The organism is Microbacterium awajiense (assembly GCF_039536545.1).
In the GTDB taxonomy this organism is placed as follows: Bacteria; Actinomycetota; Actinomycetes; order Actinomycetales; family Microbacteriaceae; genus Microbacterium; species Microbacterium awajiense.
The window spans coordinates 1199611-1214677 of record NZ_BAAAYU010000005.1; the positions used below are offsets into that span (position 1 = coordinate 1199611).

At 67.8% G+C, this 15067-nt stretch carries 12 protein-coding genes; 5 read left to right on the forward strand and 7 right to left on the reverse strand.

Annotated features, from left to right (window positions below; all coding sequences use genetic code 11):
* Positions 1-10 precede the first annotated feature (10 nt).
* Complete coding sequence (locus tag ABD663_RS12285) at positions 11-1156, reverse strand: NADH:flavin oxidoreductase (protein ID WP_344738939.1); 1146 nt, start codon at positions 1154-1156, stop codon at positions 11-13.
* Positions 1153-3846, reverse strand: a complete 2694-nt coding sequence (locus tag ABD663_RS12290) for an alpha-L-rhamnosidase (protein WP_344738941.1) — start codon at positions 3844-3846, stop codon at positions 1153-1155. The genes ABD663_RS12285 and ABD663_RS12290 overlap by 4 nt, the downstream gene beginning before the upstream one ends.
* A gap of 148 nt (positions 3847-3994) precedes the next feature.
* Between ABD663_RS12290 and ABD663_RS12295 the strand changes: the two genes are divergently transcribed.
* A complete protein-coding gene (locus ABD663_RS12295; RefSeq protein ID WP_344738943.1) occupies positions 3995-5020 on the forward strand; it encodes a LacI family DNA-binding transcriptional regulator in 1026 nt (341 codons plus the stop codon).
* 98 nt (positions 5021-5118) lie between these two features.
* Here ABD663_RS12295 and ABD663_RS12300 read toward each other — a convergent pair whose 3' ends face one another.
* The 5 genes from ABD663_RS12300 to ABD663_RS12320 are packed head-to-tail and all read right to left on the reverse strand — an operon-like array spanning position 5119 to position 9564.
* The gene (locus ABD663_RS12300; protein WP_344738945.1) at positions 5119-6123 is read right to left on the reverse strand and encodes an alcohol dehydrogenase catalytic domain-containing protein; all 1005 of its coding nucleotides are present in this window, start codon (positions 6121-6123) and stop codon (positions 5119-5121) included.
* A gap of 23 nt (positions 6124-6146) precedes the next feature.
* Positions 6147-6992, reverse strand: a complete 846-nt coding sequence (locus ABD663_RS12305; protein ID WP_344738947.1) for a fumarylacetoacetate hydrolase family protein — start codon at positions 6990-6992, stop codon at positions 6147-6149.
* Positions 6989-8032, reverse strand: coding sequence for a zinc-dependent alcohol dehydrogenase (locus ABD663_RS12310; protein WP_344738949.1), 1044 nt, complete (start codon positions 8030-8032; stop codon positions 6989-6991). The genes ABD663_RS12305 and ABD663_RS12310 overlap by 4 nt, the downstream gene beginning before the upstream one ends.
* A gap of 51 nt (positions 8033-8083) precedes the next feature.
* On the reverse strand, positions 8084-8857 hold the full coding sequence (locus ABD663_RS12315) for an MBL fold metallo-hydrolase (protein WP_344738951.1): 774 nt from the start codon (positions 8855-8857) through the stop codon (positions 8084-8086).
* Positions 8854-9564 (reverse strand): FadR/GntR family transcriptional regulator, encoded by a 711-nt coding sequence (locus ABD663_RS12320; RefSeq protein ID WP_344738953.1) that lies wholly within the window; start codon positions 9562-9564, stop codon positions 8854-8856. The genes ABD663_RS12315 and ABD663_RS12320 overlap by 4 nt, the downstream gene beginning before the upstream one ends.
* A gap of 135 nt (positions 9565-9699) precedes the next feature.
* Between ABD663_RS12320 and ABD663_RS12325 the strand changes: the two genes are divergently transcribed.
* Genes ABD663_RS12325 through ABD663_RS12340 form a run of 4 tightly spaced genes read left to right on the forward strand, consistent with a single transcriptional unit; the run spans position 9700 to position 15053 of the window.
* Positions 9700-10674 carry a C-terminal binding protein gene (locus ABD663_RS12325; protein ID WP_344738955.1) on the forward strand — a complete coding sequence of 325 codons (975 nt, stop codon included), beginning with the start codon at positions 9700-9702 and terminating at the stop codon, positions 10672-10674.
* Positions 10671-11468, forward strand: a complete 798-nt coding sequence (locus ABD663_RS12330) for an SDR family oxidoreductase (RefSeq protein WP_344738957.1) — start codon at positions 10671-10673, stop codon at positions 11466-11468. Before ABD663_RS12325 ends, ABD663_RS12330 begins: the two co-directional genes overlap by 4 nt.
* A 43-nt stretch (positions 11469-11511) precedes the next feature.
* A complete protein-coding gene (locus ABD663_RS12335; protein WP_344738959.1) occupies positions 11512-12444 on the forward strand; it encodes an NAD-dependent epimerase/dehydratase family protein in 933 nt (310 codons plus the stop codon).
* A gap of 29 nt (positions 12445-12473) precedes the next feature.
* Positions 12474-15053, forward strand: coding sequence for a family 78 glycoside hydrolase catalytic domain (locus ABD663_RS12340; protein ID WP_344738962.1), 2580 nt, complete (start codon positions 12474-12476; stop codon positions 15051-15053).
* Positions 15054-15067 lie beyond the last annotated feature (14 nt).

Consider the following 15067-nt stretch of genomic DNA (forward strand, 5'->3'; position numbering starts at 1 on the left):
GGATCGCGCGCTATCTCAGACCCTGCGACTCATGGCCTTTCTGGTACTGCCGGATCTCTCCGTGTCGCCGCTCGCGCAGTTTGGTCGGCCACCCGGGGTCGGACAACACGGCACGCCCGAGTCCGACGAGGTCGAATTCGCCGCGCTCGAACAGTTCGATCAGCGGCGCGATGCTCAGCGACTGTGCGCCGGATTCCTCGCCGCCGAACGAGGTCGTGACCCCGACGGAGCCGAGCGCGATCGTCGGCAGGCCGGTGAGCGACTTGGTCCAGCCCGCGAGTGTGCGTGGGTCGCCCTCGAACGCCCCGAGCCAGTATCGGCGCGTGGAGACGTGAAAGGCATCGACCCCGGCTGCGACGAGCGGAGAGAGGAGCGCATCGAGAGTCTGAGGCGACTCGGCAACCCGCGCGTTGTAGTCGGTCGCCTTCCATTGCGAGTATCGGAAGAGAATCGGGAAGTCGGGCCCGACGGCGTCCCGCAGGGCGGAGACGACCTCCGCGCTCAGGCGCGCGCGCTGGGTGGGCGTTCCACCGTAGTCGTCCGTCCGACGGTTCGTCGCCGACCAGAGGAATTGATCGAGGAGGTACCCGTGGGCGCCGTGCACTTCGATGCCGTCGAATCCTGCGGCGGCGGCGAAACGCGCGGAGCGCGCGTATGCGGCGATGATGGCATCGATGTCCGCGGCAGTTGCGGGTCGCCCGACGCGCGACCCTGATCCGTCGATGCCGGACGGCGTGACGACCGGAGCTTCTGGATGCGGGGGTCTCCCGGGCGCGCGCATGCCACCGAGATGCCACATCTGTGCGACGATCCGTCCGCCCTCACGGTGAACCGCCTCGACGACCCGCGTCCAGCCCTCCCGCGCTTCGGTGCCGTACAGGTGCGGGACCGCGCTGTCACTGCCCGCCGATGGGTGGTCGATCAGTGCACCTTCGGTCACGATCAGACCGAGATGACGGGCTCTTCGGCGGTAGTACTCGACCACGTCGTCGCCGGGGACGCCACCGGGCGAACGATTGCGCGTCATCGGCGCCATGACGAATCGGTTCGCCAGGTGCAATCCCCGCAGGTCGAAGGGGGTGAACAGCGGCGAGGGATCGGCGTCGTCGAGCAACACCGCGGACTGGTGGGGGTCCATCGCCCGCGTCGCGCTCACGGGTGCGCTCCCATCGATTCGGCCACCGCGCCGCGATGAGCAGAGCCGACATCGGGTTGCCGTGCTCCGGCGTCACCCACATCCGCGGGAGGCAGAGTGAATCGGACGTCGTGGATGCCGGGACCCGCTGTCATCGACACTCCCGGCAGGACGACATCGGCCTGAGTGCCCGGCGGTATCACGATGCGGGCCGATCCGCCGTCGGAATCGAGTTGCCACTCGACCTCGACGCGGCCGCGCGGAGTGTCGCGCCAGGCGCTTACCGGCGAGAGGCGCCGGGTGATCAGCGGGGCGATCTCGAGTCGCTCATAACCGACGGAGTCATCCGTCTGGTCTATACCCCCGATGCGCCGATAGAGCCAGTCTCCGATCGATCCCATCGAGTAGTGGTTGAAGGAATTCATTCGAACGTCCTGGTACCCGCCGTGCTCGGTCCAGGCATCCCATCGCTCCCAGATCGTCGTCGCTCCCTGATCGATCGAGTACCCCCACGAGGGGTAATCCCGCTGCAGGACAAGCGATAGGGCGAGGTCGTTCCGGCCAATCTGCGACAGGACGGGCCCGAGGAGGCTGATGCCGTGGAATCCGGAGGTCAACCGGGCGCCGCGTTCCTCGATCTTCTCGGCGAGGCGCGCGGCGAGGGCCTGCTGCATCGGTTCAGGAGCGAGGTTCCACGACAGCGCGAAGAGGTATCCACTCTGGGAGTCGCCCTTCATCCGGCCGTGAGCGATGAAGCGTTCGGCGAACTGCTCGCGGTATTGCGCCGCCCGGGCGCCGAAGACCGCCTCGTCGTCGATGTGTCCCAGTTCGCGTGCCGCGCGCGTGAGCAAGTCGAGCGATCGGATCTGGTACGCCGCCGCGACGAGCGCGTGCGGCGTGTGCTCGTCGACCGACAGCCAGTCGCCGAAGTTGTTGCCGAGGGCGTTCTTCCAGAGATGACCCGGATTGTTGCGCTCGACCCATTCGACCCAGTTGCGCATGCCCGGGTAGTGGTGCGCGAGCAGATCGCGATCACCGTACTCCCGGTAGAGAACCCATGGCACGATCACGGCAGCGTCACCCCAGCCCGGGGCACCCTGACTGAAGTTGCGCGTGCGGGGTGGCACCGGGGCGACATCCGGCACGCAGCCGTCCTCACTCTGGCTGGCGAACAGATCCTCGAGCCAGCTCGAGAAGAACGCCCGCGTGTCGACGTTGAAACTCGCGGTGGGTGCGAAGATCTGGGCGTCGGCGGTCCACCCCAGTCGTTCGTCCCGCTGCGGGCAGTCAGTGGGTATGCCGACGAAGTTGTCGATCATGCTCCACACGATGTTCGAGTGCAGCCGATTCACCAGCTCGCTCCCCGTGGAGAATCCCCCGGTGCGCCGCAGGTCCGACGAAAGCACGACAGCGCGCACGTCGTTCGGGCCCGGTGCCGTGCGCAGGCCGGTGATTTCGACGTAGCGGAATCCGTGTTGGGTGAACAGCGGCTCGAACACCTGTTCAGGGTCACCGGTCGCGACGACGATATCCCGCGCCTCCGCGGACCGGAGGTTCTCGACGTACACATCGCCTGCGTCGACAGACTCGCCGTGCCTGAGTTGGATGACGTCATCACGCTGCGCAGCGCCCAGTCGCAGTCGGACGCGACCGGCGATGTTCTGGCCGAAGTCGACGACGACCCTGCCGTGAGACTCGCGTACGGAGACGGGGGCGAGCTCGGCGATGGCGCGGATCGGCTCGGCCTTCTGCCCGGTGAGCACCGACACGGGTGACGCCGCTGTCCTGGCGCGCGACCAGCCGGAGGCCGCGTACCCCGGTTCCAACCACCCCGGTGTGGAACTTCGGTAGTCATGGAACTCGCCCATGAGCAGATCGGCGAGAACGATCTCGCCCGTGGCGGTCTGCCAGGATGTGTCGGTCGTGATCACCGCCGTCGTTCCATCGGCGTAGCGAAGGTGCAGTTCGGCGATCAGCTCGGGATCGGTCCCGTACTGCTGCGCCTGCGCCCGGGTGTCGTACCCGAGATACCCGCTCCACCAACCATCCGCGACGGTAGCGCCGAGCACGTTCTCGCCGTCGCGCAGCAGATGCGTGACGTCGTGTGCGCGATAGTCCACACGTGACTCGTAGCGCGTCCACCCCGGGGCGAGCTCGTCATCGCCGATACGCACCCCGTTCAGCCATGCCCGATAGACGCCGTGGGCGGAGATGTACAGGCGCGCCCGTGCGACGGACCGATGGTGCATGAAGGCGTGACGGAACTGTGTCGGCGGGGTGCTGTACATGGTCGCCCACGATCGAGGCAGGTCCGTGCTCGCCGGACCGTCGTCGGGCTCGCCCTCGGTGTCCACGCCCCGCATCACCCGGCGTGCGATCCAGTCCGCCGTCCACGCCTCGCCCCGATAGCCCGTCTCGAACTCCGCGGATGCGGCGCCTGAACCGTCCTCGGCGCTCACGGTCCACCGATAGGCCGCACGTGCCTCGAGCGCCGCGGCGGGCACACGCGTCGACACTTCGGACCCGCTCACGCTGGTCGCCCAGACCCTCGTGAACCGCCCGAGTTCGTCGACGCGCTCCACAACGATGCGGGTCTTGCGGAGTTCCTCGCCGCCGGCCAGATTCCAGGTGAGTCTGGGTGAGGGCTTGTCGACCTCCCGTGGATTGCGGCGGCCTTCGGTCTCGAGATTCACATAGACCACCGCAGTCATCCCTCTCCGAGCCCGTCGTCGCGCTCGCTCACCAGAGCAGCACGACGCGATCTGGAACGTTACACTTTCGCAATCTGAACACTATCCTGTAACGTTACAGAAGGCAACCGACGAAGTATGCCCAGTACGAATTGTGAGAGGTCTCGGCATGTCTGATGCACCGCGTCTGCGCGATGTCGCCGAGCGCGCTGGGGTTTCGGTCTCGCTCGTCTCCAGCTTCATCAACAGCCCCGAGAAGGTGGGTGCCGCCAGCGGCGACCGTATCTCGCGGGCCATTGCCGAGCTGAAGTTCGTTCCCAATGACGCCGCGCGGCGACTGCGGCGCGGCCAAAGCCGGATGGTGGCGTTCGTTGCGTACGACATCGCCGACCCGAACTTCGCGCTCATCGCCCGCGGTGCGCAAGCACGCGCCGCCGAGGCCGGTCTGCAGGTCGTTCTCGCCGACACCGCCGGCGTCGCGAGAACGGAGCGCGACTACATCGCGATGTTCGAGGAGCAGCGGGTCCGTGGCGTCCTGCTCTCTCCCGCGCAGCATCCCGAGGAATACCTGCACAGTCTGCAGACCCGGGGGATCCCGGCCGTGCTGGTCGACCACCAGCCGCCCGCCGCGGGTTGGCCGTCGGTCGCCGTCGACAACTATGCGGGGGGGCGGCTGGCGGCACGCCATCTGCTCGCGACGGGACGGCGCGATCTGGTGGTCCTCGGCGGTGATGAGTCGATTCCCCAAGTTGCGGAGCGTCTTCGAGGCGCGACGGACGCGGTCGCGGAGGCGCCTGGCGCACGCCTCCGGTTCATCACGAGTGAGACACGCGACACTGCGGCGGGACGCGAACTCGCGCAGGTCCTGCTCGACGAGGGCGGCCTACCGGATGCCGCGTTCTGCATCAACGATCTGATCGCCCTCGGCCTCATGCAGAAGCTCTCCTCAACCGGCGTGCAGGTTCCGGACACCGTCGCCGTCATCGGGTACAACGACATCGCGGCCGACGCGTCCGGGCTGACGTCACTGTCGTCGGTTCGTCAGCCCCACGAGGAGTTCGGGCGTACTGCGGTCGAACTGCTCATCGAGGCTCTGAACGGCGCCGCCCCGCGCCAGGTGGTGTTCTCGCCCGAACTGATCGTTCGCGAGAGCTCGCGAGGATCCATGCCCTCCAGCGGAAGCGAGCGTGTCTGACGGTCCCGGGCCCAACGTCCTGTTCGTGATGACGGATCAGCAGCGTTTCGACGCGACCGCCCGGGGCTCTCGTGTCCCTGCCAGGTACATCCAGGTCCTCACATGCCCGGTGTGGGGGCGTGGCCGATCGCGCTCCAGTCGATGGCGGCCGCCGGGGCGGAGAGCCCGCCGGTGGCGACGGAGTGGGCGAGCGCAAGCGCATCGTCGCGGTCCGATGCGACCGCCGTGACCAGCGGCGCCAAGTCCATCGCGCCGGTGCGCATCGCATCGAGCGTCGCGAGCAATCTGTTCGGCGTCCAACCCGACACGAAGTCCGCGCGGATCTCATGCTGCTGCAGCTCAGCCATGTCGCCCCAATGCTTCACACCGTCGGGAGTGTGTCCGCTGTAGACGACCTGCCCGCCTCGTGGGAGCGCATTGATGTAGGCCGCGAACGCGGAGTCGTTCTGGACCGTGTCGATGACGGCATCGGGATGCCACCGTTCGAGCGCATCGTCCGGGGCGGTGCGTGCGTCGAGCGTCTCGATCGGTGAGTCGGCGAACGGCGCGAGTCTCTCTTCGTGCCGACCCTGGAGGAGGACTGTGAAGCCGCGGGCAGCGGCGGCGAGCGCGGCCGAGGCGCCGATGATGCCGTCGCCGATGACGCAGACACGCCCACCGGGGCCAGGAGCGAGCCGAGAGGCGGCGTTGAACCCCACCTGCGCCGACACGATGAACGCCGCGCTGATCTCGGGGACGCCGCTCGCATCGAACACGTTGCTCTCGTCGCTGACGATCATCGAGGCATGGCACCCCCACGCCGAGGCGATCGCACCCGGGGTCCGGGCGACGATCGCGACGACCTTCTGCCCGGCCGCAACGCGCGTCACCTCGGCGCCGACGGCCACGACCGTGCCCACCGTCTGATAGCCCGGAATGAGCGGAAACGAGAAGCCGCCCCATTCGAATCGTCCTGACATCACCCACCGATCGGTGCCCGTGCTGAATCCTGAAAGCGACGTGCGGATGACGACCTGGTCGGGTCGCATCTCTGGAAGGTCGACGGTCGTCAGGGTCAAAGTGGACGGGGCCTCGGCGACGATCGCCAGAGCGGTGTAGGGCACGTGGATCTTCTCGATAGGGGGTGTCAAGAGGTGGTGAACAGCTGGCGCTGGCGGCCGAGGCCTTCGATCTCGACCTCGACGACGTCACCGGAGCGGAGATAGTCGAAACGACCCGACAGGGCAACGCCCTCGGGTGTGCCGGTGAGAATCAGGTCGCCCGGTTCCAGCGCGAGGTACTGGCTGAGATGCCAGACGAGCGTGTCGACGTCGAAGATCATGTCCCGAGTCGATGAGTCTTGTCGAGGCTGACCGTTGACCCAACTGCGCAGCCGGAGGTCTGACGTGTCGACATCCTCTGCAGGTACGAGCCACGGCCCCGTCGGGTTGAAGCCGACGGCGCACTTGCCCTTGCTCCACTGCCCGCCCGACTGCTCTATCTGGAAGGCGCGCTCGGACACGTCATTGGCGACCGTGTACCCGGCGATGTAGTCGGGACTCTCGGCAGGCGAGTCGAGGTAGCTCGCGCGACGACCGATCACGACGCCCAGCTCGACTTCCCAATCCGTCTTGGTCGAATTGCGGGGAATGGGAACGTCGTCGTCGGGGCCGACGACGGTGTTCGGCGTCTTCAGGAATATGATCGGCACGTCGGGGGGCGCGGAACCCGACTCCGCGGCGTGTGCCGCGTAGTTCATGCCCACGCAGACGACCGCGCTCGGGCGACTGAACGGTGCACCGATGCGCTCGCCCTCGACGTCGGCGGCGGGGAGCCGTCCTTCAGCGAGGGCGGCACGGGTGGTCGCGATTCCGCGGGCCGCGAGGAACGCTCCGTCGATATCGGTGGTGATGGGCCGCAGGTCGTACCATCGGTCGGTGTCCCAGACGACGGGACGTTCGGCGCCGGCTGCGCCTACTCGTGCGAACTTCATCGCTTTTCTCCGTTCATGGTGATGTCCTCGCGATGCGCGTGAGCGGAGAGGACCAGCGTCTTGTTTCTGGTGCCGTCCTCGGCGGCCGCACGGAAGGCTTCCGCTCCATCGTCGAGCAGTGTCATGTGGTCGATGAACAGATCGAGCTCCGGCCGACCACCGGCCACCCACTCGGCAGTCTCTCGGAAGTGTTTCGTGGAGTAGCAGTAAGACCCGATCACGGTGCGTTCCGCGACCGTGATCTCATACGGCGTGATCGTCATCGCGGGAGCGCCCATCCCGACAAGCACGATCCGGCTGCGAACCGTGGAGTGGGCGAGCGCGGTCGCCAGGCTCTCCGCGATGCCCACCGCGTCCACCACGAGGGTGGCACGGCCGCCGAGTACACGTGCGACGTCGTCTGCGACGTGTTCGGGGGACGTGGTCGAGAAGCCCAGGGCCTCGATCAGGTCGCGCCGCGCGGCAGTCGGTTCGCTCACCAGGATGCGGGTGAGGCCGCGGCGCCGAGCCGCGAGCGCGACGGTCTGTCCGATCGGGCCCCCGCCGACGATGAGCAGACGGTCCTCGACGACCGGATGCCCTTGCATGAGTGCGTGGTAACCGACCGCGAGCGGCTCGACGAGTGTGCCGTGATGGACGGGCAGGTCTCCGTCGAGGGGAACGACGTTGGTGGTCGGTGCGACCAGCAGGTCGGCAAGGCTTCCGGGGAGCGCCGGGTCGACGCCGATCACGCGCGACTGGTCGCACGCCTGTGTCTCGCCCGCACCGCATAGCTCGCACTCCCCGCACGACACGATCGGGTTCACCGTCACGAGGGTGCCGACGCCGAGGTCACCGCCCGAACGGACGCGCCCGACCATTTCATGGCCCATGACCTGACCGGCCACCCGCCGGTCGGTCTCGCCGGTGTACCCGTGAAGATCAGACCCGCAGATGCCGGTCGCGATCACGTCGATGAGCGTCTCATGGTCGCGCGGCTGCGGTGCGGACCGATCGCGGACGCTCATCTCCCATGGTCCGCGGTACGTCAGCGTCTTCATCGGGGTTCCCTCTCGTCGGGTCGGCTCGGCGGAGGGCTCGGAGTGCTCACGTCAGCAGACCCGCCCATCGGGATGGCGCGCGAAGTTGTCCGGGTCGTACAGGGGAAGGATCACATCGGCGCGCTCACGCACGCGTCGGTAGCACTCGAGGACCTCGTAGATGTTCTCGTTGATGCCGATCGGAATGTCGTCGACCACGTTCTCGACGCGGAAGTATGCGTCCGACACGGCGACGACACCCTTCGGTGTGTCGACCTCGACGACGATCGACGCCCGATGATGGCCGCCGGCCCACCACGTGCGGATGCCGGGCACGATCTCGTCTTCATCGGCGAGAAGCCGGACCCGGGGCCACGCCGTGGTCACGAGCGCTACCAGGATGTCGTCGGGGATCGATGTCGCGCGGTTGTCGTGCGGGTGATCGTGGGTCGTGTGGAAGTGGACCCAGCCGCGCTCCGCGATACACACCTGCGCACGGGGAAACGCCAGCACGTTGCTCACGCTGTACAGCTGCAGGGGCGTGAGGATGACGTGGGTCACGTCCTCGGGTGCGACGCCGAGACGGGTCAACTGCTCGAGAATGAACTCCCCGTCCTCACGGTGCATGCGCGCTTTCGGGCCGAGGAAGGTCTCCCACCCGGCGTTCATCGGCTCGAGATCGGCGGCGGGACCGGTGTTGACCAGGGCGACGATCCCGTTCCCCCTGATCAGCACGCACTGGAAGGTCACCGGGTGCCACTCGTCGAACTTCGTCATCCAGTACAGCTCGGGCCCGGGGACCTGGCCATGGCCGACGGCGAGAGTGGTCACGGAGTACTCGGTCATGATGCGCCTTCTTCTTCGTCTGTGCTCTGCGTCTGCGTCGCGCGGAGTTCTTCCCTCACCTGGGTGAGATGAAGATGCATCGCCGCACCGGCGCCGATTCCATCCCCGCTGCGCAGGGCGTCGATGATCCGCTCGTGCCAGAAGACCGCGCGATCTATCGCTCCCGGAACGGCGGCGGCGGCGATGCGTGTGCGCTGGCCGAGGCCGGTGATCGAGCTGTGCAGCGATACGAGGATGACGTTGTCGGTCGCCCGAGCGACGGCGTCGTGAAACGCGATGTCGAGGTCGGCGTGGCGCTCGGGATCATCGTGCTGTTCCGCCAGTTGATGGTTGAGCGCGATCATCTCGGCGAGCGCGTCATCCGAGATGCGTTCCGCCGCGAGGTTCGCCAGCGCAGGCTCGAGAACCTCTCGTGCCTCCTGGAGGAGTGGGAAGTACTCGGCCGGGTTCGTGGCATCCAGGAAATCCCGGTCGAGCACATGCCAGCGGTGGCGGGGGGCGACGACGGCGACGCTGCCTTGTTTCACGATGATGAACCCCTTGGCATCCAGGGCCTGGAGTGCTTCTCTCACCACACTCCGACCGACGCCGTATTGCGCGCACAACGCTGCTTCGGGAGGGAGCGGGGTGCCGGGCTCAATCTCGCGCGATCCGATGCGGCGCAGGTAGTCGGCGACGATGGCGTTGCTGAGCCGGGACTTGGCCAAGGCGTCCTCCGAAGGTGTTCCATGAATCGCGCGTCGAGGGCAAAAGTACCCACTGATCAGACAAGTGTCAACGGAACCTTGCCAAAAACGCCGTCTGTGTCCATTCTAGGAGGAACTTGTATGAGAGGCATGGCTATGACGCGTACGATCCTTCTGACCGACAGCGATCTCGGCGATCGCGTCGAAGAGGTCGCCTGGCTCAAGAGCGCTCTCGATGCCGATGTCGTCGTCGCGGACTGCGTGACCGCGGCGGACGTCGCACGGGAGGTGCGCGAGTGCAGGCCGGAGGCCATCGTGACGCAGTGGGCCCCGATCGATGCCACGGTCGTCGCGGAGGCCGCCGGCTCGTGTCGCATCATCAGTCGACTCGGAATCGGCATCGACATGATCGATACCGAGGCCGCATCGGCCGCGGGCATCGACGTGCGCAACGTCGCGCACTATTGCACGGAGGAAGTCGCGACGCACGCCGTCGCCCTGGCGCTGGCACTCTGGCGGCGCGTTCCCGACCTCGACCGCGAGGTGAGGGCGGGACACTGGGCCGCAGCGCCGCACGCTCCTCAGATCTCGCGACTGTCGGGGGCGACACTCGGGCTGGTGGGATGCGGGCGGATCGGGCGGCTGGTCGCTCGGGCGTTCGAAGTGTGGGGGACCCAGGTGATCGCCTTCGACCCGGCGCCCGCGCACGACGGATACGAACGGGTCGGCTTGGACGAACTGGCCGAACGCGCCGACATCATCAGCCTGCATGCGCCGTTGCTCGACAGCACGAGGCACATCATCGGGCGGGACTTCCTCTCCGCGGTCTCGCGTCGACCGGTCCTCGTCAACACGTCGCGCGGGGGGCTCGTCGACGTCGACGCCGCGGTGGCCGCGCTCGACGACGGCAGGCTCCGTGGGCTCGGCCTCGACGTGTTCGACGTCGAACCGCTCCCCGTCGATGCCGCCATCCGGCGCTCCGCATCGACGATCATCACCCCGCACGCAGCGTGGTGCTCGGCCGAGGCGCTGCCCGATCTGCGCCGAGGGGCGATCGACAACGTCATCGACGCGCTGTCTGCGCGCGACGGTTCCTCCCCGGCCACGCACCCGTCGGAAGTACGCGCATGAGGTGGGACTTCGACGCGAAGACCGTCGTCGTGACCGGAGCGGGTTCGGGCATCGGAGCGGCGACCGCGCGGGCTTTCCTGGAAGCCGAGGCCGTGGTCCATCGCCTGGACATCGATGCCGACGCGCTCGCCGAGTCGCGGCGTGCACTCCCGAGCGATGCGCAGACCCGTTGCCGTGACGTGGTCGTCGACATCGCGGACACCGCTGCGATGCGGGCCGTGCTGTCCGGCGTCGAGGGCGGCATTCACCACCTGGTGAACTGCGCGGCGAGCTTCGTGGCGGCCGGACCCGACGCGACCGAGCAGGACTGGTCTCGCTCGCTCAGCGTGAATGTCACCGCGTCCGCGATGCTGACCGCTGCCGTCGCGACGCGGATGCCGCCAGGTGCGACGGTCGTCAATATCTCGAGCATCTCGGCACATGTCGCGCAACCGAACCGATGGACGTACAACGCGACGAAGGCGGCGATCCTCGCGTTGACCCGAGGTCAGGCGATGGACCTCGCTCCGCGGGGCATCCGGGTCAACTCGGTGAGCCCGGGCTGGATCTGGACGGCGGAGGTCGAGAAGGCCGCAGGCGGCGATCGCGAGCGATGGGAACCGATCTGGGGCAAGTATCACCTGCTCGAGCGCCTGGGCGAGCCGTCGGAAGTCGCCGAGGCGGTGCTCTTCCTGAGCAGCGCTGCCGCGAGTTTCATCACCGGAACCGAACTGTTCGTCGACGGGGGTTACCGGGCAATGGGTCCCGAAGGTCTCGGAGAGACCGCGCACTTCGCGGGGAGCGACGGCAGATGACCGGCCGGCCGCGCCGTACGAGCCGGCGCGCGAGGAGGCACGCATGCGGATAGCGATCACCGGCGCGGCGGGCGGCCTTGGCCGCCGCGCGACCGAGAAGCTCGAGCAGCGCCACGAGCTCGTCCTCATCGACAGGGTCGATCCGGACGAGGCGACGGTATTCGTCGGAACCGGACCCACGGGGCGTGAACGGCGTCCGCTCTCACCCCACTGGCCGTACCACCGAGTCGACATCACGTCTGCGGACCAGGTCGAGGCGGCACTCGCGGGCGTCGATGCGGTCGTCCATCTCGCTGGATGGCCGGCCGGCGAGTGGGTCGATGCGCGCACGATCATGGACGCCAACGTGATGGGGACCTTCACGGTGTACGAGTGCGCGGTGAGGCAAGGGGTTCGGCGTGTGCTCAACGCCTCGAGCATCAATGCGTTCGGCTCGTTCTACTGGCGCGTTCAGCCGACGGCGCCGATACGTTCGCGGATGCCGCTCATCGAGGACGAGCCTCGCGTCGCCGAGGATCCCTACAGCCTCAGCAAAGGAATCACCGAAGACATCGGATGGACCTATCGACGTGCCTTCGGCATCGAGGCGATCAACCTGCGCTTCGCGGGCGTGGTGCACGAGCCGCAGTACGCGCGACTGTTGGAAGAGGGCCTGCCCTCGTCGCGCGCATGGGCGGACGACCTGTGGTCGTGGGTGCACGTGCGTGACTGGATGGACGGGATCGCCGCAGCCGTCGAGGTGCCGGCATCGACCAGCGAGCCGATCGTGCTGGGCGGCGCCGACACGCGGGCACCCGAGGACACGCTGGATCTCATCAGCCGGTTCCGGCCGGAGTTCCTCAGCGAATTGCGCGAGCCGTTGCCGGGTCGGTCGCCACTGCTGTCGATCACGAGGGCGCGGGCGTTCCTCGGCTACCAACCGCAGTACACCCTGAGTGAGGCCCCGGTCATTCCCGCGGCGACCGCTGACGGGTGATGGCCGACGTGGAGAGCGAGACGAGCACGATGACACCCAGGACGACGCCACCGACGATCACCCGACTGCGGGCAGAGCAGGTCCTCCCCGGCGAGGTGCTCGGGGAACCGCGTCCACGGCTGTCATGGATGCTGGACGGAGGCGATCCGCATTTCCGCCAGGACCGATTCGAAGTCGAACTGACGGCGCGCAGCGGTGTCGAGCTGTACCGCGGCCACGGCTCCGAGAACGTTCTCGTCGCGTGGCCCTTCCGCCCGCTGTCGTCGCGCGAGAGCGCGCGGGTGCGGGTGAGATGCGGGTCCTCCGACGGCGAGTGGACGCCCTGGAGCCCGTCGTGTGTGATCGAGGCAGGCCTGCTCGATCCCGCCGACTGGTCCGCCCAGTTCGTCAGTCCCCGCACTCTGGCGGGCATGGAAGACGGGGCGCCGCACGTCTTCACGGAGTTCGAGGTTGCGCAAGCTCCCGTCGCGGCCACCCTGTACATGAGCGCACACGGCATCTACGAGCCGTGGCTGAATGGGGTGCGCGTCGGCCAGGACGTCTTCGCACCGGGGTGGACGACGTATCAGAAACGCGTGCGGTATCAGGCCTATGACGTCACCGGAGTGGTTGCGGCGGGTCGCAACACGCTCGGTGCGCTGCTCGGCAACGGGTGGTATCGCGGTCAGCTGGTGTGGAAGGGGAATCGCCGGAGCTACGGCAAGCGGCTGGCCCTCCTCGCGCAGCTGGAGCTGCGGTTCGCGGACGGCACGACACGGACGATCTCATCCGATGGGTCGTGGCGGGCGTCAGCGACCGGCATCCTGTTCGACGACTTCTATGACGGTCAGACGCAGGATCTGAGGATCTCCCTGCAGCCGGACCCCGCGAACGCCGAGGGCGTCGATGTCATCAAGGCGGATCTCTCACGGCTGGTCGCGCGCCGCGGCCCTGCGGTCCGCCCGACCGAGAGGATTCCCGCCCGTTCACTGAAGCGGAGTCCGTCCGGGCGGCTGCTGGTCGATTTCGGGCAGAACGTCGCCGGCTGGGTGGAGCTGACCGTGGCAGGACTCACCGAGGGAGCCGAAGTCGTCGTGCGCCACGCCGAGGTCCTCGAGGGTGGCGAACTCGCGCGGCGGCCGTTGCGCAGCGCGCAGGCGACGTGCACCTACATCCTCGCCGGCGAGCATGCGCAGACGTTGCGGCCCACCTTCACCTACAGCGGGTTCCGCTACATCGACATCCTCGGCCTCGACGAGGCTCAGCTCGTGGAGGTGTCGGCTGTCGTGCTCGGGACGGACCTGGAGCGCACCGGCTGGCTCACGACCTCGGACGCCGACCTCAACCGACTCCACGACAACGCTGTGTGGAGCGCTCGCGGGAACTTCCTCGATGTGCCGACGGACTGTCCGCAACGCGATGAGCGGCTGGGCTGGACAGGAGACATCCAACTCTTCTCTCCGACCGCGAACTTCCTGTTCGACACATCGGGCTTCCTCGCCGGGTGGCTGGAAGACCTGGCCGCGGAGCAGTTGCCCGACGGCTCGGTGCCGTTCATCATCCCCGACGTGCTCCGCGAAGGCACCGCCGCCGCAGCCGGGTGGGGCGACGCCGCCGTCGTCGTGCCTTCGGAGCTTCATCGGGCCTTCGCCGATGAGGGCGTCCTCGCTCGGCAGTACTCGTCCATGCGCGCCTGGGTCGACAAGGTCACGTCGCTCGCCGACGAAGATCACGTGTGGGATGCACGCGATCAGTTCGGGGACTGGCTCGACCCGACGGCACCACCGGACGCGCCCATGAAGGCGCAGGCCGACCAGGCGGTCGTGGCCACCGCGTGCTATGCACGCTCCGCCCGTCTGCTGGCACAGGCTGCACACACACTCGGCGAGGTCCGAGACGCCCGCCGCTACTCGGCGCTCGCGGATGACATCGCCCGCGGCTTCCAAGCTCGGTTCGTGACGGCGGACGGTCGGGTGTTGAGCGACTGTCAGACGGTGTATGCGCTGGCACTGTGCGGAGATCTGATCTCGGACGAGGCTGTCCGTGCCGCCGCCGGAGACCGACTGGCAGAGCTCGTCGTCGAGGCCGACTACACGGTCGCGACCGGACTGCAGGGCACGGCGGTCATCCTCGATGCCCTCGTGATGGCCGGGCGCGTCGACGTCGCCTACCGGATGCTCCGTGAGACGCAGATGCCATCGTGGTTGTACGCCGTGGGGATGGGAGCGACGACGATCTGGGAGAGGTGGGACTCGATGCTGCCGGACGGCTCGGTCAACCCCGGCGAGATGACGTCGTTCAACCACTACGCGAATGGCGCGGTCGTCGATTGGATGCATCGGCGTATCGGCGGCATCGCCCCGACCTCGCCCGGCTATCGGACATTCGAGGTACGGCCCCTTGTGACACGGGATCTCGACTTCGCCCGGGCGCGTCATCGCTGTCCCCACGGCGACATCGCCGTCGAGTGGTCACGCGAGGGCCAGGTCGTCGATCTCTCGGTGCGTGTTCCCCATGGGACCAGCGCCACGGTCTGGGTGCCCGGGTCGAGGGAGCCGGTGCGCGCGGAGACCGGGACGCATAGGTGGCGGGGCGTACTCCATCCCGCAGGGGCCGCTCCGACCGTGTGATCGGTCGCACGAGT